The following is a 21651-nucleotide window of genomic DNA, read 5'->3' as shown; positions in this document are numbered from 1 at the left end:
CATGTTCGGCAAACAGTCGCGACGTGGATTTCTACAAACCGGCGCTATCGTTGGTTTGGGCAACCTGGCGTTTCTCCAGGGACTTCGTCCGGTTTCGGCCGAAGAAGCGAACGTCAATCTTGCACACGTTCATCTGCAGCCCGAGATCGAGCCGCTGGTGAAGTTGATTGAAGAGACGCCGCGCGATCGCCTGTTGGAAGAAATCGGCGCGCGAATTAACGGCGGTCTCAGCTATCGCGATCTGTTGGCGGCGCTGATGTTGGTCGGCGTCAAAAACGTCGAACCGCGTCCCTCGGTCGGTCACAAGTTTCATGCAGTGCTGGTGGTCAACTCGGCCCATCTGGCCAGCATCGCTTCTCCGCCAGAGCACCGCTGGTTGCCGATATTCTGGGCGCTCGACTATTACAAATCGGCGGCGGCCCGGGATGTCCAAGAGCGGGGGGATTGGATCATGCCGGCGGTCGCCGAAGGGAAGCTGCCGAGGCCGCATGCGGCGGAGCGATCTTTTGCCGAAGCGATGGACGACTGGGATGATGCGGCTGCCGATACGGCGGTCGCCGCGTTGGCCCGCACTGCCGGGATGAACGAGATTTACGAACAGTTCTACCGCTATGGGGCTCGTGATTTTCGCTCGATCGGTCACAAGGCGATTTTCGTCGCGAACAGCCAGCGGACGTTGCAATTTGTCGGCCGCGAACATGCCGAACCGGTCCTGCGTTCGCTCGCCTACGCGTTGTTGATGCACGAAGGAAGCAACCCGGCTCAACGGGATGAAGAAGCCGATCGTCCCTATCGCCGTAACAGTGAGTTGGCGAGCAAGATTCGCCACGAATGGCAAGATGGCGAACTCGACAAAGCGGCGACCGAAGAGCTGATCGTCGCGATGCGCAGCGCCTCGAATGACGACGCTTGCGATTTGACGGTCGATCTGTTGAATCATGGAGCTTCGCCGCAGTCGATCTGGGATGCGTTGCATCTGACTGCCGGTGAGATGTTGATGCAGCAGCCGGGGATTGTGGCGCTGCACGCGATGACTTCGACCAATGCGCTTCACTACGCCTATCAAACCTCAGGCGACGATCAGACGCGGCGGTTGATGTTGCTGCAAAACGTCGCCTTCTTGCCGATGTTTCGCGGTGCGATGAAGAGTCGCGGCAAGATCAAAGCGGTCACCATCGACGATGTGACGGCCGAAAAGCTGGAACCCGGTTCGGCGGCGACCGAGCAGATCTTCGCCGATCTTAGCCGTGATCCCATGACCGCTGCGCGAAAGACGCGAGGCTATCTGGCCGAGTCAGGAGTCGCCGGCGGCCGTCAGCTGTTGGATGCGGCCCGCGTGCTAGTTTTCCTGAAGGGAAATGACGCGCATGACTACAAGTTTAGCTCCGCGGTTCTGGAGGACTATTATCACGTCTCGCCCCCATGGCGCGATCTTTATCTAGGATTGAGCATGTTCAACTTGCCGGGCTCCGGTGATCGCGACAACAGTCTGGTTGAAAGAACGCGGGCCGCGCTGGCGTAACGGTTGGCGGCGGGCATAGCAGCCGAGAGAGCGATCGGTAGAATGGAGCTTTACCCTCGCTCACGCGTTTTGAAGGTGGGTTATTTAAGAAATGCGACGAACCGTTTCTTCGTAGCCGGAAGCGCGAGTTTTGAGGTTGCGCTATTTCCCTGGTTGGCCGCGATAGCTCCGCTATCCGCCGCGGCGCAGCCGTAAGAGGCCTTGGTTCACCGTAAGCAGTTCAGGGGCTTTTCGCCATTTCCAACGGTATAGAGCGACCACCGAAGTAAGTCCGACCGCGGCTCGACGCCTCCTACCGACTTCGTCGGCCCCGATAGCGGAGCTATCCGGGCCAACCCGAATCCGTTCGGCCAAATAGCGAACGATCGAACACGAATAAAGGACGTGAATACGGCCAGCATCAACCGCAAATCGTCACACTAGCCCGCCAGCGCGAGCGAGGGAATAGGGTTGGCGATCCTAACACGGATTGAAGTGGCGAGCCGTATTCCCTCGCTGGCGCTGGCGGGCTAGTGTTCGATGGATTCGAAATAGCCCAACTTCAAAACTCGCGTCTCTGCTTTCCCCTGGTATTTTCCGCATGCAATTCGCCGCCTACTTGAGAGATTCGACCGGCAAGGTCGAACGCCGCGAGATCGATGCGTATGACGAACAGGCGGCGCGAAGTGAACTCGAAGCGGCAGGTTCGACGATTGTCGAACTGCGTGAACTGCCGCCGGCAGACGATTTGCACCAACTGGCCGACGGTTGGCGAACGACCTGCAGCGTGTTGTCCGCGACGACTTTCGGCCTCGGCCTCTTTACGGCCGGAGCCATGTTGTTCATCCGGGTTCACCCACCGGTGATGATGCTCTTTTTTGGCTGGATGCTGTTGGGAATCGGCTTCGCGGGACTGGCGAATCAGCGGAGAATTTTGGGCGAATTGCGGCGGAAACGATAGCAGCAATGGACCGAGTTGATTCTCTGGGTATTGATAAGGTCGCAGATCCAATCGCCAAGAGAGTTGTCTGCCGATAAAGCGCATGCGCCGGTTTCAAAAAGACCTCGCCATCGACGCCTGGCAAGGGTGGACCTAGATTCGGCGCTGGCCGCGAAGTTGATCGAGCGCACCGACCAGTCGGTCGAGATGTTCGACAGTATGAGCGAAACTAAGACTGATGCGTAGCAGAGACTCGCCGCTGGGGACGCTGGGGGGACGAATGCCGGGGACGAACAGGCCTTGTTCGCGCAGGCGCAGCGAGGCTTGCATCGTCGGCTCCGGCTCGCCCAGTCGGATCGGGATGATCTGACTTTCGCCGCCGACTTGCCACCCTTGTGCGCGTAGATCGCTGCGCAGTTTCGTCGCTCGCTCTAGCAGCAGTTGGCGACGCTGCGGTTCGTCGTGTACGATTTGCAGCGCGGCGATCATTGCGGCCGCCGCAGCCATCGGCGCCGCGGTCGAAAAGATATAGCTGCGAGCCCGATTCAGCAGCCAATCAATCAGCGAACGACTGCCAACTACAAAGCCGCCATGTCCGCCGAGCGCTTTGCTGAACGTGCCGACGCGAACGTCGACTTGGTCTTCGACACCCAATTGTTCGCAAACTCCGCGGCCTTGTTCGCCGAAAACGCCGGTCGCGTGGGCTTCGTCGACCAGCAGCATCGCGTCGTATTGAGCGGCTAATTCGGTCAGTTCCTTCAACGGGGCAAAATCGCCATCCATGCTGAACAGCGAATCGGTCACGATCAGCCGGCGACGAAACGGCGCTGCCTGGGCGATCAATTTTTCGAGATGATCGACGTCGAGATGTTGATAGATTTGGGGGCGAGCGCCGGAGAGACGGACGCCGTCGATAATACTAGCGTGGTTCTTTGCGTCACTAAAGATGACATCCCCTTTGCCGGCCAAAGCGGTGATCGCGCCGACGTTGGCGGCGAAACCCGAGGAGAAGAGGAGCGCCGCTTCGGTTCCTTCCAACTTTGCTACCGCCGCCTCGAGCGCCGCATGCGACTGGCCATGTCCCGTCACCAGCGGACTAGCGCCGGATCCCCAACCTTCGGTCTGAATCGCCGCGGTCGCCGCTGCGGCGATGCGCGGATCGGCCGCCAGACCAAGATAGTCATTGCCGCCAAAGTTGATCAGCGGCTGACCGTCGACCGCAATTTCGGCGGTTTGCGGACCGGCGTGCGTGCGCAAACGCCGGCGAAGCTGAAGTTGATCGAGCGTTTGCAGTTCTTCTTCCAGCCAGGCAAGTGGTCGTCGCGTCATCAGGCCGCTTCCGTATCTTTGGCCTGAGCGGCTTGCGAAATGTGGGGCGGAGAAACCGGCGATTTCAGATCGAGCCGCATTTGCAGTTCGGCAATCTGCTGGCGAATCTTTTCGATCTCTTCTTCCTTTTCGGAAATCAGTTCTTCCATCAGCTCGATCCGGCGCTGCGGATCAATCCGCATTAAACGAGACAGTACGTCGAGCGCCACGATGCCGCGCCAAACTCGCAGCGACAGTCCTCGTAGCCGATAGACGCGAGTCGCTTTGGTCACCTGCTGCAACCGCAGAAGTCGAGAAAATTGCAACATCCGCAAGAAGGCGACTAGCGGAAGGCAAATAATCAGGAGGTCGACCCAATGTTTTTTGACATAGGTAAACTTCTTGTCGACCAGCGAGAACATCACAATAAACTCGGCGGTAAACGCGAGCCAAGTGATGCTATAGCCGGTTTCGATAATGACCTGGATCCAGGGATATTCGCTGATGTTAAAACGAAAGTGGGACATGAAATCGAGACAAAGCAGCGGCAGGATCATGAGCGCGACCACAATCATGGGACCGCTAAAAGCCTTCTCGACTTCTTCATGCAAATCGTCATCGACTTCGTGCCATCCCATCATGGGGAGCCACATCGTGCGACCAGTTTCATGATCGCGAGCCGCCAGACGCAGCGGAGGTAGAAACGCGCGTTTCAGAGCCGACTTCCAGTGGGGGCTGCCGAGTCGATAGTGGGCGATGGCCTCCCCCAAAAACAGCGGGAACATCGCTATCGTACAGCCAAAGAAAAAGAGACTGATTTCGCTCGACTGATAAATTGAGTCGGAAGTGCGCGCTTGCACCGCCGCGGCGACAAAGACCAAAAACAGCAACGACGCGCAGAACATCGGCACGGCCAGAAACTGGTCAAGCTGAATCGTTTTGCTGGGGGGCGTTTGGCTCATTGATCTTCGTGTGATTGGTTATTCGCAAAAGTCGCGTGCCGATTGGCTGAAATCGCGGGGCCGGTTCAAGGCGAAATCGCCGGTGAGCCCGGTTCCTATCTTGCGGCAAGTAGCTGATTTTAGATGATGAGACAGAACTCTCCCAACCCGTTTTCTGGCATGCTATCGCCGAAAGTTGCACGTTGTGGCCAAAAAAACAGCAAAATCAAGCTCCGTGAAGCGTTACTGGTTGTTGAAAACCGAGCCTGAGTCGTACTCGATTGACGATCTGGCCAACGAAAAAAAGCAAACGACGTTTTGGAGCGGAGTCCGTAATTATCAGGCTCGCAACTACATGCGCGACGATATGAAGGTGGGAGACGAGGTTTTTTTCTATCACAGCAACGCCAAACCGCCGGCGATTGTCGGCACGGCGAAGATCGTCAAGGAAAGCTATCCTGACCATACCTCTTGGGACAAGAAGGACCATCACTTTGACGAGAAGAGTACGCCGGACGCTCCTCGCTGGTTTATGGTCGACATTCAATTGACCGAGATCTTTGACGAGGCGCTCGGCCGGGATCAACTGAGCGGCGTCGCGGCGCTGGCCGAGATGGAACTGATGCGCAAAGGTTCGCGGCTCTCGGTGCAACCGGTCAAAAAGTCGGAGTGGGATGCGATCTTGAAATTGGCGAAACGGACGAAGAAAAGCAAATAGCCAGATTCGTTGAAGTCGCCGTTTAACCCTGAAATGCGCCGAAATCTTCGCGGAAGATCGCGCTGATCGACTCGTCGTTGTGGATGCGTTTGATCGCTTCGCCCAATAGCGGCGCGACGGTCAAGATCTTTGTGTTGGGAAGTAAGTGTCCTGACTGATGCGGAATCGTATCGGTCAGAATGATCTCTTTGATCGGCGCCGCTTGCAGGCGAGCGATCGCATCGCCGCACAACACGCCGTGCGTCGCCGCGATGTAGATCTCTTTGGCGCCGGCTTCAAAAGTGGTTTTGGCGGCGCCGCAGATCGAGCCGGCGGTGCTGATCATGTCGTCAAAGATGATCGCCGTGCGTCCTTCGACCGGACCGCCGATGATGTTTTCTTGGGTCGTATCGCTGGCGCTATGACGACGCTTGTCGCAAATGGCCAAGCGCCCTCCCAGGCGGCGGTGATGGCTGACCGCACGTTTGATGCTGCCGGCGTCGGGGCTAACGATCACCAGTTCGTCTTCGGGGATGTTCAGCGCTTGGAAGAAATGATTCAAAACAGGCGCGGCGTACAGGTGGTCGACCGGCACGTTGAAAAATCCCTGAATCTGGGCGGCGTGCAAATCCATCGTCAACACGCGATCGGCGCCGGCCGCAGTAATGACGTCCGAGACCAGTTTGGCGGTGATCGGCACGCGACCTTCGTCTTTGCGATCCTGACGCGCATAGCCGAAATAGGGGATCACGGCGGTGATCCGTTCGGCGCTGGCTCGGCGACAACTGTCGATCATGATCAACAACTCCATGATGTTGTTGTTGACCGGAGGACAGGTCGGCTGAATCAAGAAGACGTCGCGACCGCGCACATCTTCTTCGATTTTGCAGGCGTTCTCGCCGTCGGGGAACTCGCCCAGCGTAATTCGCCCGAGCGGTATGTTCAGGAATTTGCAAATGTCGCCGGCCAGACGCGGATTCGCGCGGCCGCTAAAGATTTTGATCTCTCTCATTTTCGAAGCGGAATGCACGATCTAAACCGAAGGGGCGTCTGGTACAGGCAGCAAGGGCCGAGCGAGAATCAATTAGTGTAACCGAGACGGCTCATCTGATCTTCCACCAAACGCAAATCCTCCATCGAATTCACGCTGAGCGCCTCGCAGGGCTCCAGAACCGGGGAAGCGTCGACCGGTAGTCCCAACTGCCGCAAAATCGCGGGGCAGTCAGTGATATAGTACTCACGCTGATGGTTCTGATTGGTTAATTTATCGAGCGCCGACAGCAAATTTTGACAATCGAAGACGTAGGTGCTCATATTCACCTCCCGGATTTGCCGCTGCTGCTCTGTCGCATCTTTTTCTTCTACAATGCCGGTAAATCTCCCCTCGGCATCACGGACGATCCGTCCCAAACCGGTTGGATTTTCTTTTTCGAGGGTCCCCAGCAAGCAGGCCATTTTCTCTTGTTCAAACCGATCCAGCAGCTTTTCCAGCGAACTGGTCTGCACCAGCGGCGAATCACCGGTCAGAACGACGACCGCCCCATCGAAGTCGGCAAGTTCGTCACGGCAAACCATCACGGCGTGCCCGGTTCCCAGTTGCTCGGTCTGCTCGACAAAGCGGACGCCAGGACGATCGGCCAACGTTTCGCGCACCAGATCGGCCCGATGTCCAACCACGACCAAGACCTGGTCAACGCCGACTTTCGACAGGGCGTCGAGCACATACTCGATCATGGGGCGCCCCAAAGCCGGAACCAGAACCTTCGGCAGCTCCGATTTCATGCGGGTTCCCTTGCCGGCGGCAAGTACGACTGCAAGTCTTTTCATCATCGGCTCTTAGGGATTTGACGGCCATCGCTGCACATGATTGGAGCGGAGCGCCAATATCCCACGAAACGAGGCATTGTTCCAGCCCGCGCTCGGTTTTCGAGCCGCCGAAACCTTGTAGTGGTTCCCGCAGATCAATGGGGATAAAATGGGAGTAGTAATGGAAACTCTCCTCACTGTGCATGTAAGCTGCGAAGGCGCCCCGTGAACCAACCAAACAACCCGTTGCATCCGCACCATCACGAATCGACCAACTTCAAAACCTTGTTGGATTCGATGTTCGTCCCCAAGAACCAAGAGCTTTGGGACCAGTTGTGGGAACAGGTCCAAAAGGAAGAGCAGATCGCGGCGCTGCAGAAGGCGACTGGGATCAAAGATCTTGCGCTATTGCAGCACTTTGTCGATATCGGCGTAACCGCGGAAAATCTGACCGCGATGTCTCTTTTTCCGCTGATGGCTGTCGCCTGGGCGGATGGGATTATGCAGGTCGAAGAGAAAGCGGCGATTTTGCAGGCCGCGCTGGAAGTTCACGTTGAAAAGGGGCACCCCAGCTACGAAGTGCTGCAAAACTGGCTAGAACACAAGCCGCAAGAAAAGAGCATGGAAGTTTGGCAGGTTTACGTCCGCGCATTGCGCGAAAGTCTGTCGCCTGAGCAGGATAAAGCGTTTCATGACGAAACAATCGGACGTGCGCGCAAAGTTGCCGACGCAACTGGCGGAATCTTAGGACGTTTTGGCGTGCGAATATCCGATAAAGAAGAAAAGGTGCTGAAAGAGCTAGAGGCCGCCTTCCTGTAGGGGGGAAAGCGACGGCCGGTCACAAGCTTTTGGGCGCCAGATTTGTTGGGCTCAACAGCTATGCGATTTGCCACTTACTTCCATGCTTGGCGCCTGCCTGTTGCAGTTGCGCTGCTGAATCTGGCGGTTGCGATCACCATTCTGTGGGTCGCAACTGGCCATTTCTATTGGCGTTTTCCCCTCAGCATGTCCGTTTTGCTGGGCGGCTTTATCTATATCATCGGCCGGGTCCGTTGCCGGTGGGCTGAAGAAAAGCGATTTCATATCAGCCTGCCGGAGATGGTAACGCTGTCGACCTGCATCGCTCTCTTCTTGGCCGCCGCCAGCTACGATCGTAAGCTGCAAATCAACAATCATCGCGCCGGTATTTTGGGGAACATCGAGTTGCTCGGCGGTTCCTACGCCTATGGCGAAGCCGGCCTGCGAATTGCCATCGACAATCCGCAGTTTGGAGATGGTGATTTGCCCAAATTGGCCGCCTATCTGGCCATGGCGAGCGATGCCAAGATCCCGATCGAACGGCTCGAAATCTATCAACACGCGCTGACCGGCCGATCGCGGCTGTTGCTGTTGGATATGCCGCTGCCGCACGAGGCCCACATCGAAGGGCTGCCGGAAAAGTGGGAAATGGAATTCCGCGACGCTCATCCGCAGACGCTGGTCGAGTATGTTCCAGCGCCGCCCAGGATCGAGAGCGAGCGGATTTTGACAACCGCCGATGTCATTGACGCCGATCAAAAAGAAGCGGCGACCGAGGCGGAAGCGGCGCCTGGGAGCGAAGGCCAGACTTCCCTGTAGCCAGATTGGCTCTTCTTTAGGTTTTTCGATTACCCCAATTCCGTCCCGATTTCGCCTATCTAAATGCAGGCGAAAACGACTCTATCTACGGGACGGGAAGCGCGATGAAGTTTTGGACGAAACAGACCACCAAGCGGATCGCCTTGTTCCTGGTCGATGGCATGGTCTGGAAATTTGCGGCTTTGGCCGCTGCGCTGGCCTGTTCCCGTGGGTTTAGTTCCTGATTCTCCGTTTTATCACCTTGTGAGTCCCCAGGATGAATCACGATCAAGAGCACCGAAGCGCGATTGAACTGGAGTCCTTGTCTTGGCGGATCGGACTCGTGCTGACCTGCGGATTGGGAGTATGCGGCGCCGGCTTCGTGCTCTTGGTCTGCTTGTGCGCTTGCTTATAGGCGTAAACATCCCCGGTTGAACCGAATGCAGCGGCAATAATTTCGCACGATCTTCACGACAGGAGAACTCATGAGATGGGGGAAGTATAAGCCAACGGCTCGTCAAGTGATTGTGCTTGTCGCAGTTGGCGTGATTTGGAAAGTGGGCGCGTTTGTCTTTTTATTGTTAGCGTCGACCTGAATACCTCTTTGCGAAAGGCGTGTCGATGAATGCATGGGAATCAACGGTGACGTTTCGAACCCTTTTTCTCTGGGGTATCGCGGTCACGACTGGCTTGGTTGCTGCGAGCGTGCTGCAATGGGCGACTCCTGGCGCATTGCTGGCGGTGCAAACAATCTTTGACAAAGTCGCTCGGTAATTTGACGAGTGAGAGTTCTCATGAATTGGAAATACTCAAAATCGTAGACTGCAGTCGTGCTGGGATTGTGTCCATCGCGGTTCATTTCGAGTCGTTAAGGCCCTGATCCGTAACTGGAATTTGCGGACATGCGCATGGCGCGATGAATCTAATCTGCATCAAAGAGTGTTTGTTGCTGATCCTTTCGTTCAAGTTTTCTTTGAATGAATCGCCCGAACAATGGGACAGAGAAGCAATATTTACCAAGCCGGTTCTTGTAGACCAAGCCCTTGTCAATCATGCGTGGTAGCATTTGGCTTACGTCGCCTGGAGTGAATCTCTTGATACCAGGAATTGACTTCGATACATCTACGACATCTCCAATAGAAAATTCATTTTCTGATTCAGGTAGTTTCGCAACGCAATACAATAGATCTCGCTGCCTGTCGGTCAAAGTTTCCCACCGACCTGCGAAAAAGTCTGAATCAAGTTTTCGAGTAATTGAATCAATTGGAATCGACAATTCTTGGGGATTAACTTTTAGATGGTCAAAAGTCTCTCGACAAATGAATTGAATAAAATATGGGTATCCGTCCGAAGTCTTGATAATTTGATTAATACCATGCTCAGTGAATGTAAATCGACTTCCCTTTGTTGGTACAGTTATCGCCTCTCTCGAAGCATCAGGATTGAGTCGACCGAGTTCTTGAATCGTGAACATGCGCTCAGCATACGTTCTCGATTCGACGAGTTTGGGAAAGAGAGTTGGTAGACCAGTTAGCAAAATTAAGTACCGACATCCCTTTCTTTGTAGAGATTGGAACGTTTCAAGCAGCACGGCTAATGGATACTCTTCTTTGCTCTCTCGATCTTGAACAACTTGTGCCTCATCGTATGCGAAAACAATTCCACGAACCGATCTCGCCTCCGCCACTTTCCATACGAACTCAAGGGTTGATTTTAATTTGTCGGCCGTGAGTCCAGGTTGTGCTTCAAAGAATTGCCACAAGAAATTGAAGTCTAGGCGTTGAGGAGTAGGCTCACTTGCGAATCCCAAAGTACCATAGCTCGTAGGAATAGTAGCGTTTGAAGTGAAGACAGATATGTCTGTAAGCAAACGCTTGCATAACTTGTTTTCGCTCAAAAATGAAGATTCGGAAAAGTCTGATCCAACCCAAACCCACCCTTTGGATTGGGCTTCTGGCTTGTATTTTCCATCCATAAGAACCGTTTTTCCGGTCCCTCTAAGCCCAGTTAGAATTACGTTTCGCATTACCGTATCTTGGTCGAGAAATTTCGAGAAATCCGAAACTTCTTGGTCTCTTCCAGCTAAAAACGGGGGGGGGTGACCAGCGCCAGGCGAAAATGGGTTAACCGCTGATTTATCTTGGGCCATATCAATTACTTCCCGTGATTATCCTGTCTTATTGGACTACATAATCTTATGCGAAGGCATAAGATTATGTCAAGACATGATCCGCAATAATTTGCTGCGCCAGCGTCTTAGGACAACTTTGAAAACGACACAAAGGTAATTTTCTGGGAAATCAGTCATTAAGCAGATTATCAGCCCTCTTTCTGAGATTGATTTAGCTAGTTTTCGTGTTGGCACGATATTGTTCTTAGCTCCAAGCGAGCTCGATTCCCTCTGTCGTGAGCGAACGTTGGAAATCAGCCAGCTTGTCGGGCAGAGACCGAATTCCCCGCGGAGACTCTTTTTTCTCCAGCGCGAAACTGACCAAGCAACCGGCCGCTTCGCCGATGCCCCACTCGACCGGATGCAAACGGTAACAGCCGTTGGTCAGATGGGTTGTACCGATGTTCTTGCAGGCCGGGATCAGATTTTCGACGCGCCGCGGAATCATCGCTCCCAGCGGAATTTGAAACGGTAGCGAGGCGAAATCGATGTAGTTGTCGCCGCCGCTGCTGGGATGCAGATCGATATGGTACGAACCGACGCCGACCGAATCGGCGAACGACTTTGCTTTTAGCTGTTTGCCTGATCGCCCTGTGATCGCGGATCGCTGCTCGGCGCCGACATGCAACTCGGTGATCGTCGTTTCGGCCAAAATACGCCGCGACTCACGAACATAAGGATACTTGGCCAGGCCGTCAGTCGTACCGGTCATCTCTGGCAGCAGACGCAAACCAGCGAACCCCGCGCCGCCGTCGCTGCGCGGACATTCGGTCTGCAACCAATAGAAGAGTGACAAACTCAGTTGCTTCGCCTGAGCGATATGCTTTTGCTTTTCGGCCTCAGAAACATCGATCAAGTTGCCCAACACGCAGTCGTTCTGGGGCCAATTGACCAACGTGGCGCTCCCTGCATACGATCCGGGGACAAAGTTCGCCGCATTGAGAATCCGGCGATAAAGCCAAAGATTGAGCGAGCCGGGAGTCGCGGCGCCAGAGGGATCAAAGCCAAGTTTTTTCGGCTTCAGGTCGCGTGGTGACGAATAGCTCAGATCCAACAATTTGCCCGACCAGGGAGGCGTGAGCGCGGGAACATAGTCGCGCCAGAAATCATAGTCGGCCGGCTTATCGCCGACATAGTCTTGGCCGGCGACGTATTGCAACGGGAAGCAAACGGTAAACGCTTGTTGATTGGCCGGAGCGGCGACGTCGGCGGCATGTAGTTCCTTCGTGTCGGCTTTCGCCTCGGCGCCGGTGACGTATTCGCTACCGGTCAACGGAAGCAGATCGCCCAGTTCGGTCGCATCGATGAAGTAAGGCGCGGTCAGCGTTTGTTCACTCCCTTTAGCCAGCGAACGCACCGTCACGCTGGAGATGCGATCTCCTTGCATGTCGGCTTGGACCGGAACATGTTCGAGCAGTAACGTTAACTTGCCGCTTTTCAGATAGGGAGCCAACATCTTGTTGAGAACGGCTAACGCGACGCGCGGCTCATGACAAAGACGCGAAACGCTGCCGCCGCCGGGGTTCAGGTTCGTTTGATGCTTCGCGGCGTCGGTCAACGGATAGTGATGGCGATAATAGTCGCGGATGTCGTTGCGTAATTTGCGATAGGACGCATTGGCGCCGTGGGTCTCGATATGAGCATGCTCATCCGGCGGAACAATTTGCGATGTCAGTTGCCCACCGATCCAATCGGTCTCTTCGGTCATGACGACGGTCAGGCCGCGCCGCAATGCGGCGATCGCCGCAGCACATCCTCCCAGACTGCCGCCGATGATGGCGACGTCGGCGGCCCGTTCACGATTTTGACCAGCCCAAAGCCAGGGAGTGAAAGAAATCGCGCCAGTGATTCCACTGGCGGCGGCAAGAAAGGAGCGACGATCAAGAGTCATGAGGATACCAGGCGGGAGAAGTGAAAGCGGGGAACGCAGCGAGGGTGGGAGAATCAATCAGAAATCGCGGAAGGGGCCTCGCGGCTCGGCCGCTTCCATTTCGGCGGTCCAAGCGGCGAACCGCTCTTTTAACTTGGCGAGCATTTCGGGATGTTCTTTGGAGAGATCCTGTTTCTCGCTGATATCTTCGGCGAGATTGAACAATCCGTTGCCGGCGGCGCTGTTGACCCATTTCCAATCGCCAACCCGGGCTGCGACATCTCCCCGACGTTTCCAGAACATTTCTTCACGCGGCGAGCTTGCGCCGTTTAAGACCGGCAGCATGTCGAACCCGTCATAGATCACGTCAGCGGGAAGTTGGCCGCCGACCGCTGCGACAACGGTCGGAAAGACCTCGAGCGATGTGAGAAACTGGTCGCTGACTTTGCCGGCCGGAACTTTGCCGGGCCAGTGAACGATGCAGGGGACGCGATTGCCTCCTTCGAACATCTTCGCTTTGCCGCCGCGCAGGGGGGAGTTGTCCGAGCCTCCTCCTCCGCCGTTGTCAGAGAGGAAAATAATCAAAGTGTTGTCAGCGATCTGATGCTGTTGAAGCTGGTCCACGACTTTGCCGATCGCTTCGTCCATTCGCTCGACCGCCGCTAAATAAGCTTGGCGACGTTTCTCTTTTTTGCCCTCGCCGCCGGGAAAGTGATCCAGGTATTCTTGCGGCGCTTGGGCGAAGCCGCGGATCGAGCGATCCAGGTTCGAGGCGCTGTGCGGTGCGTTGAACGGCAAGTAGAGGAAGAAAGGGCGATCGTGATTCTCGTCGATAAAGCGAATCGCTTCTCGTTCGAAGAGATCGGTCAGATAAGTTCCCTTGTCTTCTTCGGTCGGCTGGTTGTCGCGAAACATCGACGGCACGCCGTAACGCTCATGCGTAAAGTAATCGACGCCGGTGTTTGCGAAACCGTAGTACTGATCAAAACCGCGCTGCAACGGCAAATAACGTTTCAATTGACCGCCGTCCCACTTGCCAAAGACGGCGCTGGCATAACCGGACTGTTTCAAGACGTCGGCGAGAAAAACTTCCTGAACATCGGTGCCGAGAATTCGTTCGGCGGTGACGGCGTACTCTTCCGGCTTGTAGAGATAGTCATAGTCGGGCGCTTCGTTGCGGATCATGTCGTACGTGCCGTTGCGCTGCGGATAGCGGCCGGTCATGAGCGATGCCCGTGACGGAGTACAAGCAGGCCACGAAACGTAAAAACTGGTCAGCCGCGTTCCGCCTGCGGCTAACTGATCCAGACGCGGCGTGCGACATCCATTATCGCCGATGCAACTGAGGTCGGCGAAGCCTTGGTCGTCGGAAACGATCAAGACGATGTTGGGGGGATGCTTGCTTTTTTCGGCGGCATGGGCATTGGCGACCAGCGACACGGAAGCCAGCGCGCAGACGATCGTGATCAGTCGAGTCGAATACATGGGCGAGGATCGGTGAGAAAGGGAGAAATGCGGTGTGAGCGGAATCCGCATGATATCACGGAGCATCACCGCGGCTCAAGAAAAACATTTTCGCCGATTCAATGAGGCGAATCCAGCAATTGAGCCAAGAAACAAATCAGGCCGCAATGACTGCGGCCTGGTTTCGATGGTTCGTTGGAAAACGCTTAGTGATGCGTGCCGGCTAGATCTTCCAGCCCCAGTCGTTTCATCTTCTTATACAGCGTCGTGCGGTTGATGCCCAATTCGTCGGCAGTCAGATTACGGTTCCAGCCGTTCGACTCGAGCGTCTCCAGGATGATCTGACGTTCCGGAGCTTCGAGCGCTTCCTTCAAGGTCCGGCCATTGGTTCGCTGGACCGAAACCGGGGCTCCGGACGCGATTGCGGCCGGCAATTCGCCGGGACCGATCATCTCGTTTTTCGACAGCAGAACCGAACGTTCGACGACGTTTTGCAGTTCGCGAACGTTGCCGGGCCATTGGTATCGCTGCAGCGCCGAGATCGCTTCTTCGGTGAAGCCGCGGATCTGACGACCGGTGTCTTGGCGAACTTCTTCCAGGAAGTGATTCGCCAAGCGTGGTATGTCGGTCATGCGTTGACGCAGCGGCGGCAATTCTAAGTTGATGACGTTTACGCGGTAGAACAAATCTTGGCGAAACACGCCGCGTTCAACCAGATTCGCCAGATTTTCGTTGGTCGCCAGGATGACGCGGGTATCGATCGAAATCGTCGTATTGCCGCCAACCGGCTCAAATTGAAGCTCCTGCAACACGCGAAGCAATTTGACCTGCATGCTTTGCGGCGCGGTGCCGATTTCGTCGAGGAAAATCGAACCGGCGTCCGCTTGTTTGAACTTACCAAGTTTGTCGGTCGTCGCGCCGGTGAATGAGCCGGCGACATGGCCGAAGAGTTCGCTTTCGAGCAACGTTTCCGGTAACGCTCCGCAGGCGACTTCGACAAACGGTTTTTCGCGACGATTGCTGCGACGATGAATCGCACGAGCCAACAGCGATTTACCCGTTCCACTTTCGCCGGTGATCAAGATCGTGGCGCGGGTATCGGCGACGCTGTCGACCATGTCGAAGATCTTCAGCATGCGATGGTCGTGCCCGATGATGTTCTCCAGACCGTAGCGCAGATCGAGCTGTTCTTTCAGTTTTTCGTTTTCGGCCAGCACCTGACGTTGCGACAAGGCGCGACTGATCGCCATTTCCAATTCGCGATCGATCAGCGGTTTGGTCAGCATGTCGAACGCGCCCAGGCGAATCGCTTCGACCGCGTCGTCAGCGGTGCCATAGCCGGTGATCAAGATGACCGTCTGTTCCGGCTGCGCCTTGCGAATGTGACGCAGCAATTCGAACCCGTCGCCATCCTGCAAACGGACGTCAGCGAGCACTAGGTCGAACTTTTGTGCCGCCAGTTGAGCGACTGCATCGTGATAGCCGGGAGATGTCGTGACCGTATAGCCGATCTCGCGCAGCCACATGCCCATCGAATCGAGCACGTGACGATCGTCGTCGACCAACAGTATTTGAGGCTGACTCATGATTTCACTTTGATACTTGGCGGGAGTTTGGCGACCAGAGGGTTTGCTTACAGGGCGAATCTTTTGTTGGCGCCGCCAGAGATATCTAGGTCACGTCTTGCCGGAAGTCAACGCACCGATGCAAAAACGCAACACTGCGGTAATCACTATCCTGCGGGTTGGACGAACCGAATGCCTGTTTTTGGCCATTTTAGGCCCCCATTACGGCGTGGTACGCCGCAAATCGTCCACCACCCCGCCGAAAGCACTAGCTATTTGCCGCTTCCGCGTTAAGATATCCTGTAGTTAGCCAACTAATGTTTGACTGGGCATTCGCGGACTTATCGCCCAATCTTGGACAAGTCCCGCAGGTCGCGGTTAGGCATGCAGGTAGTTGCACCGCTCGTAAATGTTGTGGAGTAGAAAAAATGGGAATTAACGTCGTTGTTGCGGACGATCATGAGGTGGTTCGCAGCGGACTAGCCAGTCTGCTCAAGGGGACTGAAATCAGCATCGTGGACGAAGCTTCCACCGGTAGCGAAGCGGTTGAAAAAGCGCTCGCCCATCAACCGGACGTCGTTCTGATGGACATCCGCATGCCTGACACCGATGGTTTGGCGGCGTTGGAGAAAATCAAAAAAGAGTCTCCCAATACCCGCGTCGTCATGCTTTCGACCTACGACAACCCGACCTACATCGCTCGGGGAGTCGCACTCGGCGCTCATGATTACGTGCTCAAAGGTTCGTCGCGTGAAACGATCGTCACCGCGATCGAAAACGCCGCCTCGGATAGCCCGATCGCCGAAGACAGCCTCATGAATCGCGTTCGCGGCGCGATGGCCAAGCGTCAAGAGGCGAAGCATAGCGACATTCCGCTTACCAATCGTGAAATGCAAGTTCTGCGACATCTGGCGCTAGGACTTAGCAATCGAGAGATCGGTCGTTCGTTGACCATTAGCATCGAAACGGTCAAAGAACATGTGCAAAACATTTTGCGCAAGATTGATGTAACCGATCGCACGCAAGCTGCCGTTTGGGCGGTTCGACGCGGCTTGGTCTAAAGCCAGACAACGAGCGACAGAAATATTAAGCGGCCGTCTTCCCTAAGGCGGTCTTTTCTTTTGCGCGTTGCCTGACCGGGATAAAATGGCCAAAATGGAAACAGCCGCCCAACTGGCCGCTTATGTTTCCCCAACGCTTTGCATCCCCTTGAGAGGCGCACATCATGACGCGCTCCACTGCCCTACTGTTTTTCCTCCCGTTTGCGATCGCATTCTGTGCGCCGACCGTCGCTGTCGCCACAGACGTGGAGCCAAGTGCTGAGCAACAGGCGCTATTTGAAAAGTTCTCAGAGAGAATGACCGGCGCCACGCTGGTCGGTAAGTTTACGGTGGTTGGTCGCGACGTGCCTCCGAAAGAAGAACGCTATGAAATCCGGAGCGTCCATAAGCTAGAGGAGGGAGATCTCTGGCTGTTCAACGCTCGGGTGAAGTATGGCGAAAACGACGCGGTCATCCCGATGCCGCTCGAAGTAAAATGGGCCGGGAAGACTCCGGTGATCACGCTGGAGGATGTCGCGATTCCGGGACTCGGCACCTTCAGCGCTCATGTCGTGATCGATGGCGACAAATATGCCGGGACTTGGACGCACGGAGAAGTGAGCGGGCATCTTTTCGGCCGCATCGAAAAGACAAAGTCAGCGACGACTGAATAGGTAAGTCAAGCCAACGCGTTACGTCAGCGCAACAGAAGAGGCGATTCCGTCAGGAATCGCCTCTTCACGTTCTTGGGTTCTATCCGAGTTATTCGGAAGCGGCTTCACTGACGACGCGCGGTTTGGTCACCGGTTCACCGCTAGGAGCGCTGGCCAGGACTTTCAGCGACTCGATGCAGCTGACCATTTCTTCCAGCTTGATTTCGGACCAGCCAGCCGCTTTATGGCGGATGATCGCCAGCTTCATTGCATCGAACGCATCAAGCACGTCCTCAGGAAGTTGGCCAATCTCAGTAAACGGTTTGACCAGGGCCGGTTGTTCTTCCGGCGCCGCTTCGTCCCCTTCTCCGTTTTGCGAGACCTCACGCGGAACCGCGCCAGGGGCATCCTCATCACCAAAGTCGGGACCTTCCGGAACCGGCATCCCGTCATGCGGTTCGATGTCGCCGAGGCTTCCCTTCAACTCCGAATCGCCCCCTTCGGCATGCGGCTCAAAGTCTTCGTCCAACTCGGTGACGACGATATCCTCATCGCGGGGACGGTCCCCTTCTAGGCTACCCATCGTCTCCCAGCGCTGGCTGCGCATCGAAGCGACCGACCAGCCATTTTGGACGGCGCCTTCCAGCCACATCTCGGCGTCTTCCCAGTCGATCGAGGCCTGGAAGTGACTCCAGAAGAGTTTCTCGAATTTCTCATGGACATCGCCAAAACGTTCGTAGACGCGCCGCAGGCGGCCGACATGTTGGCCGGTGACCGAGCCGACACGGCTCGCCCAGGCTTCGTCCGAGTATTCGGTCGCCGGGGCGTTCTGTTCGGTCAACGACGTGCGCCACTGTCCGATGATGCGTCCTTTTTCCCAATTGGTGGTCGAGACCAATGAGTTCCATTGACCGACGTAGGGTTGCGAGACCGTATTAAGACGAGCGACTTCTTCCGATGAGATTTCCTGATCGTTAAAGTCCGCCGCCGATGCTTCGATCGAATCCAATGGGGATTCGGGCGATTGTTCTTCCATGCCCTGAGATTCCTCGGTTAAAAGACTGCAAGCGCCGCCAAAAAGCGGTTGATCAACTGAAGCGGGTTGGATTCTAGGCGCCTGCCGATAGCTAGAAAACGGGGCGCGCAGCGAGATTGTTCGCCAAATCTCATCGCAACGACGGCAAACCGTTTTGAGGACACGGTTTCCAGAAAAAGAAATCGCCGTGAAGTTGCCGCCGGCGTCGGGGATAAGTTGTCGACCAAGCGTCGACGCAGCGCCTAGCTGGAGACGCGTTCGCTGGATTCGAAGCCGCAACCCTTGTGAGCGCCGTCGCAAAACGGGCGATTGGCCGAATGGCCGCAGCGGCAGAGCGCGATCGTCGGCTTGTCGATGGTGTAGGTGTTGCCATCGGCGTCTTCGAGCGTAATTGGACCTTCGACCAAAAACGGGCCGTTGTCACGCACGCGAATCTTCGTTTCCGACATATTCCCTATCCTCGAAAGTCGAGACCTAGTCCTAGCAGGCCTTACGCTGCTGAATTCTACCGCAGTCGAACCAGACTGTCTGCGCGGCGTCCGGTTATTCGTCGGCGATCGACTACGGCAACATTTCGCGTTGGTCTTCAGGAATCAGATTATGCAGATGATCGCGAAGCTGCGCTCGGGCGCGATGAAGACGGCTGCGCACCGTGCCGATGGGGGTGTTTAGCACTTCGGCGATCTGGTCGTACTCTAAGCCTTCCAATTCGCGCAGGACCAACACCGAGCGATGCTCTTCGCTCAGGGTTTCCAGCGCAGCGCGGACTTGCTCGACGTTCTCGTGCCGCTGCATCCGTTGTTCGGGGCCGGCTCCACCGTCGACCGGTTCGCAGCCGGCGATCTCGCGTCCCAGGTCGACCGAGTAAACCGGTTTACGGCGCCGGCGATGACTGACCGCAACGTTGAACGCGATGCGATAAAGCCAGGTATAGAACAGGCTGTTCCCTTGAAAGGTCGCCAGCTTCAGATAGGCCTGAACGAACGACTCTTGCACGATGTCTTCGGCGTCTTCTCGTGAACCGAGAAAGTGAATCAGCGTGTTGAAGAGCCGGTCCTGATATTTGCGCACCAGCAGCGCATACGACGCAGTGTCGCCGGAGAGAATTTGCTCGATAAGCTGGCTATCGTCCACGAATGATGCGCAAGTGGTGAGCGGATCGAGAGGGAGGTCGCGGATGACGGCGCTGCTGGTCGCCGTCGTGACGAGTATTCGGAAAAGCCCCATTAACGCGCACGCAAAGCTGCGAGTAGCGTATTGCTCATCGTATTCCAAACCAGCCGACAATACGAGGAGTTCGCAGCGTCGTGGTCGATTACTCCAGATCGCGTTGGACGATCCCAAGAGCAAACAGAGGTAGACAGTCAGCCATGGGCTGGGCGGCTGCTTCTTTTGGCGTCGAATAGAGCGGCTCCACGCACCGGCCGATACGCGCACGACCGGACCGGCTGGAACGGTTGTGACGTCATTTGGCGTTTCAGCTTACGGTACGCCTGCCAAAACGCTGGTATATTCGTCAAATTCGGGCGTCTGCGCGGGCTCGGCCCTGCCGGAGTTGGTCATACGCGCAATGCTAATTTCGGAAGTTTGTGAATTAACGCGACCGAAGAATTCTTCGATTTTTTTAGCTTGTCGCCTGTTGCGGCGAGGACGCTCAGGGCCCAATCAATCGGCGCATTCGAATGCGTCTCGAGCAGGTGAAGTAACGAGCTTCCAGTTACTTGCGAGCCGCTTTGCCGCTGATTGCCGGTTCGCTTGATTTTAGCGGCCAGACGGTATGCGGTGGAGAGCGACGCAGGTAAATCAGCACCACCAAGGCCAGGCCAAAGATCGCCAAGCTGACGTTTTGCGAGATCGTCAAACCGGTGCCGGCGAACGAGAGTTCGTCGGTTCGAATCAACTCGAGCAAGTATCGCGTAATCGAATAAATGCCGAGCGTCAGCGCGATCACTTCGCCGTCATGACGGCGAACCGGATAGTAGAGCGCCGCGACAATGAAGAGCAACAGCGCGTTGATACTAGCATAAATCTGAGTGGGGTGGACCGGAACGCTCCAGGCAGGCGCTTTCGGCAGCAAGATTCGGACGATCGTCCCATCCGCTTTTCGCAGCCGCAGAATGCCTTCATGAGACGCCTGCAGGACTAGGCGTTGTGCTGTAACGAGCGGAGGAACCACTTCGCCGCGACTGTTGGCTCCGGCGGTCGGCTGCTCGCCGTTGATCTCGACGATGACATCTCCGGCGGTGAGCAATTGTCCCGCAGCCGGCGAATCAGGGCGAATCAAACCGATGGCAATTTCGCCGCGAGGATTCTGGGTCAAGCGAACGCCGAAAAACTCCCCCGTCTCTAGCTGTCGCTCATACGGCGGGCTCCCTTGCGGGAAAGGGATCGCCCATGGATATTCGCAAACGCCGCCATAACAGCAGCCGTTCAGCAAGCATCCGATGCGTCCCAAGCAAAGTCCCAGCACCAAACTGGGCGCGATCAAATCGGCCAGCGCCAAAGCAGGCAGCCGATGACGATAGCAAAACGCGGCGAAACCGATCATCGCGCCGATCAACGAACCGTAGACGACCAGACCCCCTTCGGTAAAGTTGATCGCGTTAAAGAAAGTCGCCTTCCAATCGCCAGGGATGTAGAAGTATTCGTTCCAGTACTCGATGACGAAGAAGACGCGTGCACCGAGAATGCCGGGGATAAACATCCAAAAAGCGAGCGAATAGATCGCATCGGGATGCAGCCCCATCTTTTGCGCACGATGCGCCGCAAAGCTGACGCCGGCGACGACTGCCGCCAGCAGCATGACTCCATAGCCGCGGATCGGAATTCCATTGTGCTGCGCGACGAACATCGGCAAACCGAATGCGATCACCACTGCGACGATAATGATCATCGGCAGATAGCTGGCGGTATCCTTGTTCCAGCCCTGCTTGCGCGCAAGGATCGCCAGCAGTACGGCCGAAACGACGCACCAGACGATCAGCAGCCAGCCGAAGCCTGCCAGCGGCAGTCCGAACAGTTCTTTCGGGATTAGAAATAGAGTTTGGCGCACGTGGCCGATTCT

20 protein-coding genes are annotated in these 21651 nt (G+C 55.9%); 8 read left to right on the top strand and 12 right to left on the bottom strand.

The genetic code is table 11. The features are described 5' to 3' along the window. Position 1 precedes the first annotated feature (1 nt). On the top strand, positions 2 to 1522 hold the full coding sequence (locus tag M4951_RS22200) for a hypothetical protein (protein WP_262023794.1): 1521 nt from the start codon (positions 2 to 4) through the stop codon (positions 1520 to 1522). Between the two features lie 580 nt (positions 1523 to 2102). Continuing rightward, on the top strand, positions 2103 to 2462 hold the full coding sequence (locus M4951_RS22195) for a hypothetical protein (protein ID WP_262023793.1): 360 nt from the start codon (positions 2103 to 2105) through the stop codon (positions 2460 to 2462). Positions 2463 to 2594: 132 nt separating this feature from the next. Here M4951_RS22195 and bioF read toward each other — a convergent pair whose 3' ends face one another. After that, complete coding sequence (bioF, locus tag M4951_RS22190) at positions 2595 to 3770, bottom strand: 8-amino-7-oxononanoate synthase (protein ID WP_262023792.1); 1176 nt, start codon at positions 3768 to 3770, stop codon at positions 2595 to 2597. Next, positions 3770 to 4711: a hypothetical protein gene (locus M4951_RS22185; RefSeq protein WP_262023791.1), complete on the bottom strand. Its 942-nt coding sequence runs from the start codon at positions 4709 to 4711 to the stop codon at positions 3770 to 3772. The genes bioF and M4951_RS22185 overlap by 1 nt, the downstream gene beginning before the upstream one ends. Positions 4712 to 4925: 214 nt before the next feature. Here M4951_RS22185 and M4951_RS22180 point away from each other — a divergent pair, with 214 nt between their 5' ends. Beyond that, positions 4926 to 5408: an EVE domain-containing protein gene (locus tag M4951_RS22180; RefSeq protein WP_262023790.1), complete on the top strand. Its 483-nt coding sequence runs from the start codon at positions 4926 to 4928 to the stop codon at positions 5406 to 5408. Positions 5409 to 5430: 22 nt separating this feature from the next. On the opposite strand, the gene M4951_RS22175 is transcribed toward M4951_RS22180, so the two are convergent. Further along, positions 5431 to 6399, bottom strand: a complete 969-nt coding sequence (locus tag M4951_RS22175) for a ribose-phosphate diphosphokinase (RefSeq protein ID WP_040353018.1) — start codon at positions 6397 to 6399, stop codon at positions 5431 to 5433. A gap of 68 nt (positions 6400 to 6467) precedes the next feature. Beyond that, a complete protein-coding gene (locus tag M4951_RS22170; protein WP_262026955.1) occupies positions 6468 to 7214 on the bottom strand; it encodes a sugar phosphate nucleotidyltransferase in 747 nt (248 codons plus the stop codon). 204 nt (positions 7215 to 7418) lie between these two features. On the opposite strand from M4951_RS22170, the gene M4951_RS22165 reads away from it, so the two are divergent. From M4951_RS22165 to M4951_RS22155, 3 genes are all read left to right on the top strand, one after another. Beyond that, complete coding sequence (locus M4951_RS22165; RefSeq protein WP_262023789.1) at positions 7419 to 8012, top strand: hypothetical protein; 594 nt, start codon at positions 7419 to 7421, stop codon at positions 8010 to 8012. 60 nt (positions 8013 to 8072) lie between these two features. Further along, entirely contained in the window at positions 8073 to 8810 is a 738-nt protein-coding gene (locus tag M4951_RS22160) for a hypothetical protein (protein ID WP_262023788.1), read from the top strand. Positions 8811 to 9410: 600 nt separating this feature from the next. Then, positions 9411 to 9563: a hypothetical protein gene (locus M4951_RS22155; RefSeq protein ID WP_262023787.1), complete on the top strand. Its 153-nt coding sequence runs from the start codon at positions 9411 to 9413 to the stop codon at positions 9561 to 9563. Between the two features lie 148 nt (positions 9564 to 9711). Here M4951_RS22155 and M4951_RS22150 read toward each other — a convergent pair whose 3' ends face one another. The 4 genes from M4951_RS22150 to M4951_RS22135 form a co-directional block, all read right to left on the bottom strand. Beyond that, positions 9712 to 10938: a hypothetical protein gene (locus M4951_RS22150; protein ID WP_262023786.1), complete on the bottom strand. Its 1227-nt coding sequence runs from the start codon at positions 10936 to 10938 to the stop codon at positions 9712 to 9714. A gap of 226 nt (positions 10939 to 11164) precedes the next feature. Then, on the bottom strand, positions 11165 to 12850 hold the full coding sequence (locus M4951_RS22145; protein WP_262023785.1) for an FAD-dependent oxidoreductase: 1686 nt from the start codon (positions 12848 to 12850) through the stop codon (positions 11165 to 11167). Between the two features lie 57 nt (positions 12851 to 12907). Continuing rightward, the gene (locus M4951_RS22140) at positions 12908 to 14314 is read right to left on the bottom strand and encodes a sulfatase-like hydrolase/transferase (RefSeq protein WP_262023784.1); all 1407 of its coding nucleotides are present in this window, start codon (positions 14312 to 14314) and stop codon (positions 12908 to 12910) included. A gap of 185 nt (positions 14315 to 14499) precedes the next feature. Further along, complete coding sequence (locus M4951_RS22135) at positions 14500 to 15882, bottom strand: sigma-54-dependent transcriptional regulator (RefSeq protein ID WP_410050445.1); 1383 nt, start codon at positions 15880 to 15882, stop codon at positions 14500 to 14502. Between the two features lie 404 nt (positions 15883 to 16286). On the opposite strand from M4951_RS22135, the gene M4951_RS22130 reads away from it, so the two are divergent. Beyond that, positions 16287 to 16919, top strand: a complete 633-nt coding sequence (locus tag M4951_RS22130; RefSeq protein WP_262023782.1) for a response regulator — start codon at positions 16287 to 16289, stop codon at positions 16917 to 16919. Positions 16920 to 17083: 164 nt separating this feature from the next. Next, entirely contained in the window at positions 17084 to 17572 is a 489-nt protein-coding gene (locus tag M4951_RS22125) for a hypothetical protein (protein WP_262023781.1), read from the top strand. 88 nt (positions 17573 to 17660) lie between these two features. Here the strand turns inward: M4951_RS22125 and M4951_RS22120 are convergent, their stop codons facing one another. From M4951_RS22120 to M4951_RS22105, 4 genes are all read right to left on the bottom strand, one after another. After that, positions 17661 to 18587, bottom strand: a complete 927-nt coding sequence (locus tag M4951_RS22120; RefSeq protein ID WP_262023780.1) for a hypothetical protein — start codon at positions 18585 to 18587, stop codon at positions 17661 to 17663. Between the two features lie 242 nt (positions 18588 to 18829). Continuing rightward, positions 18830 to 19036, bottom strand: coding sequence for a CDGSH iron-sulfur domain-containing protein (locus tag M4951_RS22115; RefSeq protein ID WP_262023779.1), 207 nt, complete (start codon positions 19034 to 19036; stop codon positions 18830 to 18832). Between the two features lie 112 nt (positions 19037 to 19148). After that, positions 19149 to 19874, bottom strand: a complete 726-nt coding sequence (locus M4951_RS22110) for an RNA polymerase sigma factor (RefSeq protein ID WP_262023778.1) — start codon at positions 19872 to 19874, stop codon at positions 19149 to 19151. A gap of 430 nt (positions 19875 to 20304) precedes the next feature. Next, positions 20305 to 21639 carry a prolipoprotein diacylglyceryl transferase family protein gene (locus tag M4951_RS22105; RefSeq protein WP_262023777.1) on the bottom strand — a complete coding sequence of 445 codons (1335 nt, stop codon included), beginning with the start codon at positions 21637 to 21639 and terminating at the stop codon, positions 20305 to 20307. Positions 21640 to 21651 lie beyond the last annotated feature (12 nt).

The organism is Blastopirellula sp. J2-11 (genome assembly GCF_024584705.1).
Classification (GTDB): domain Bacteria; phylum Planctomycetota; class Planctomycetia; order Pirellulales; family Pirellulaceae; genus Blastopirellula.
The sequence above is the reverse complement of the archived record's forward strand: the minus strand, read 5'-3'. Positions and strand labels throughout refer to the sequence as shown.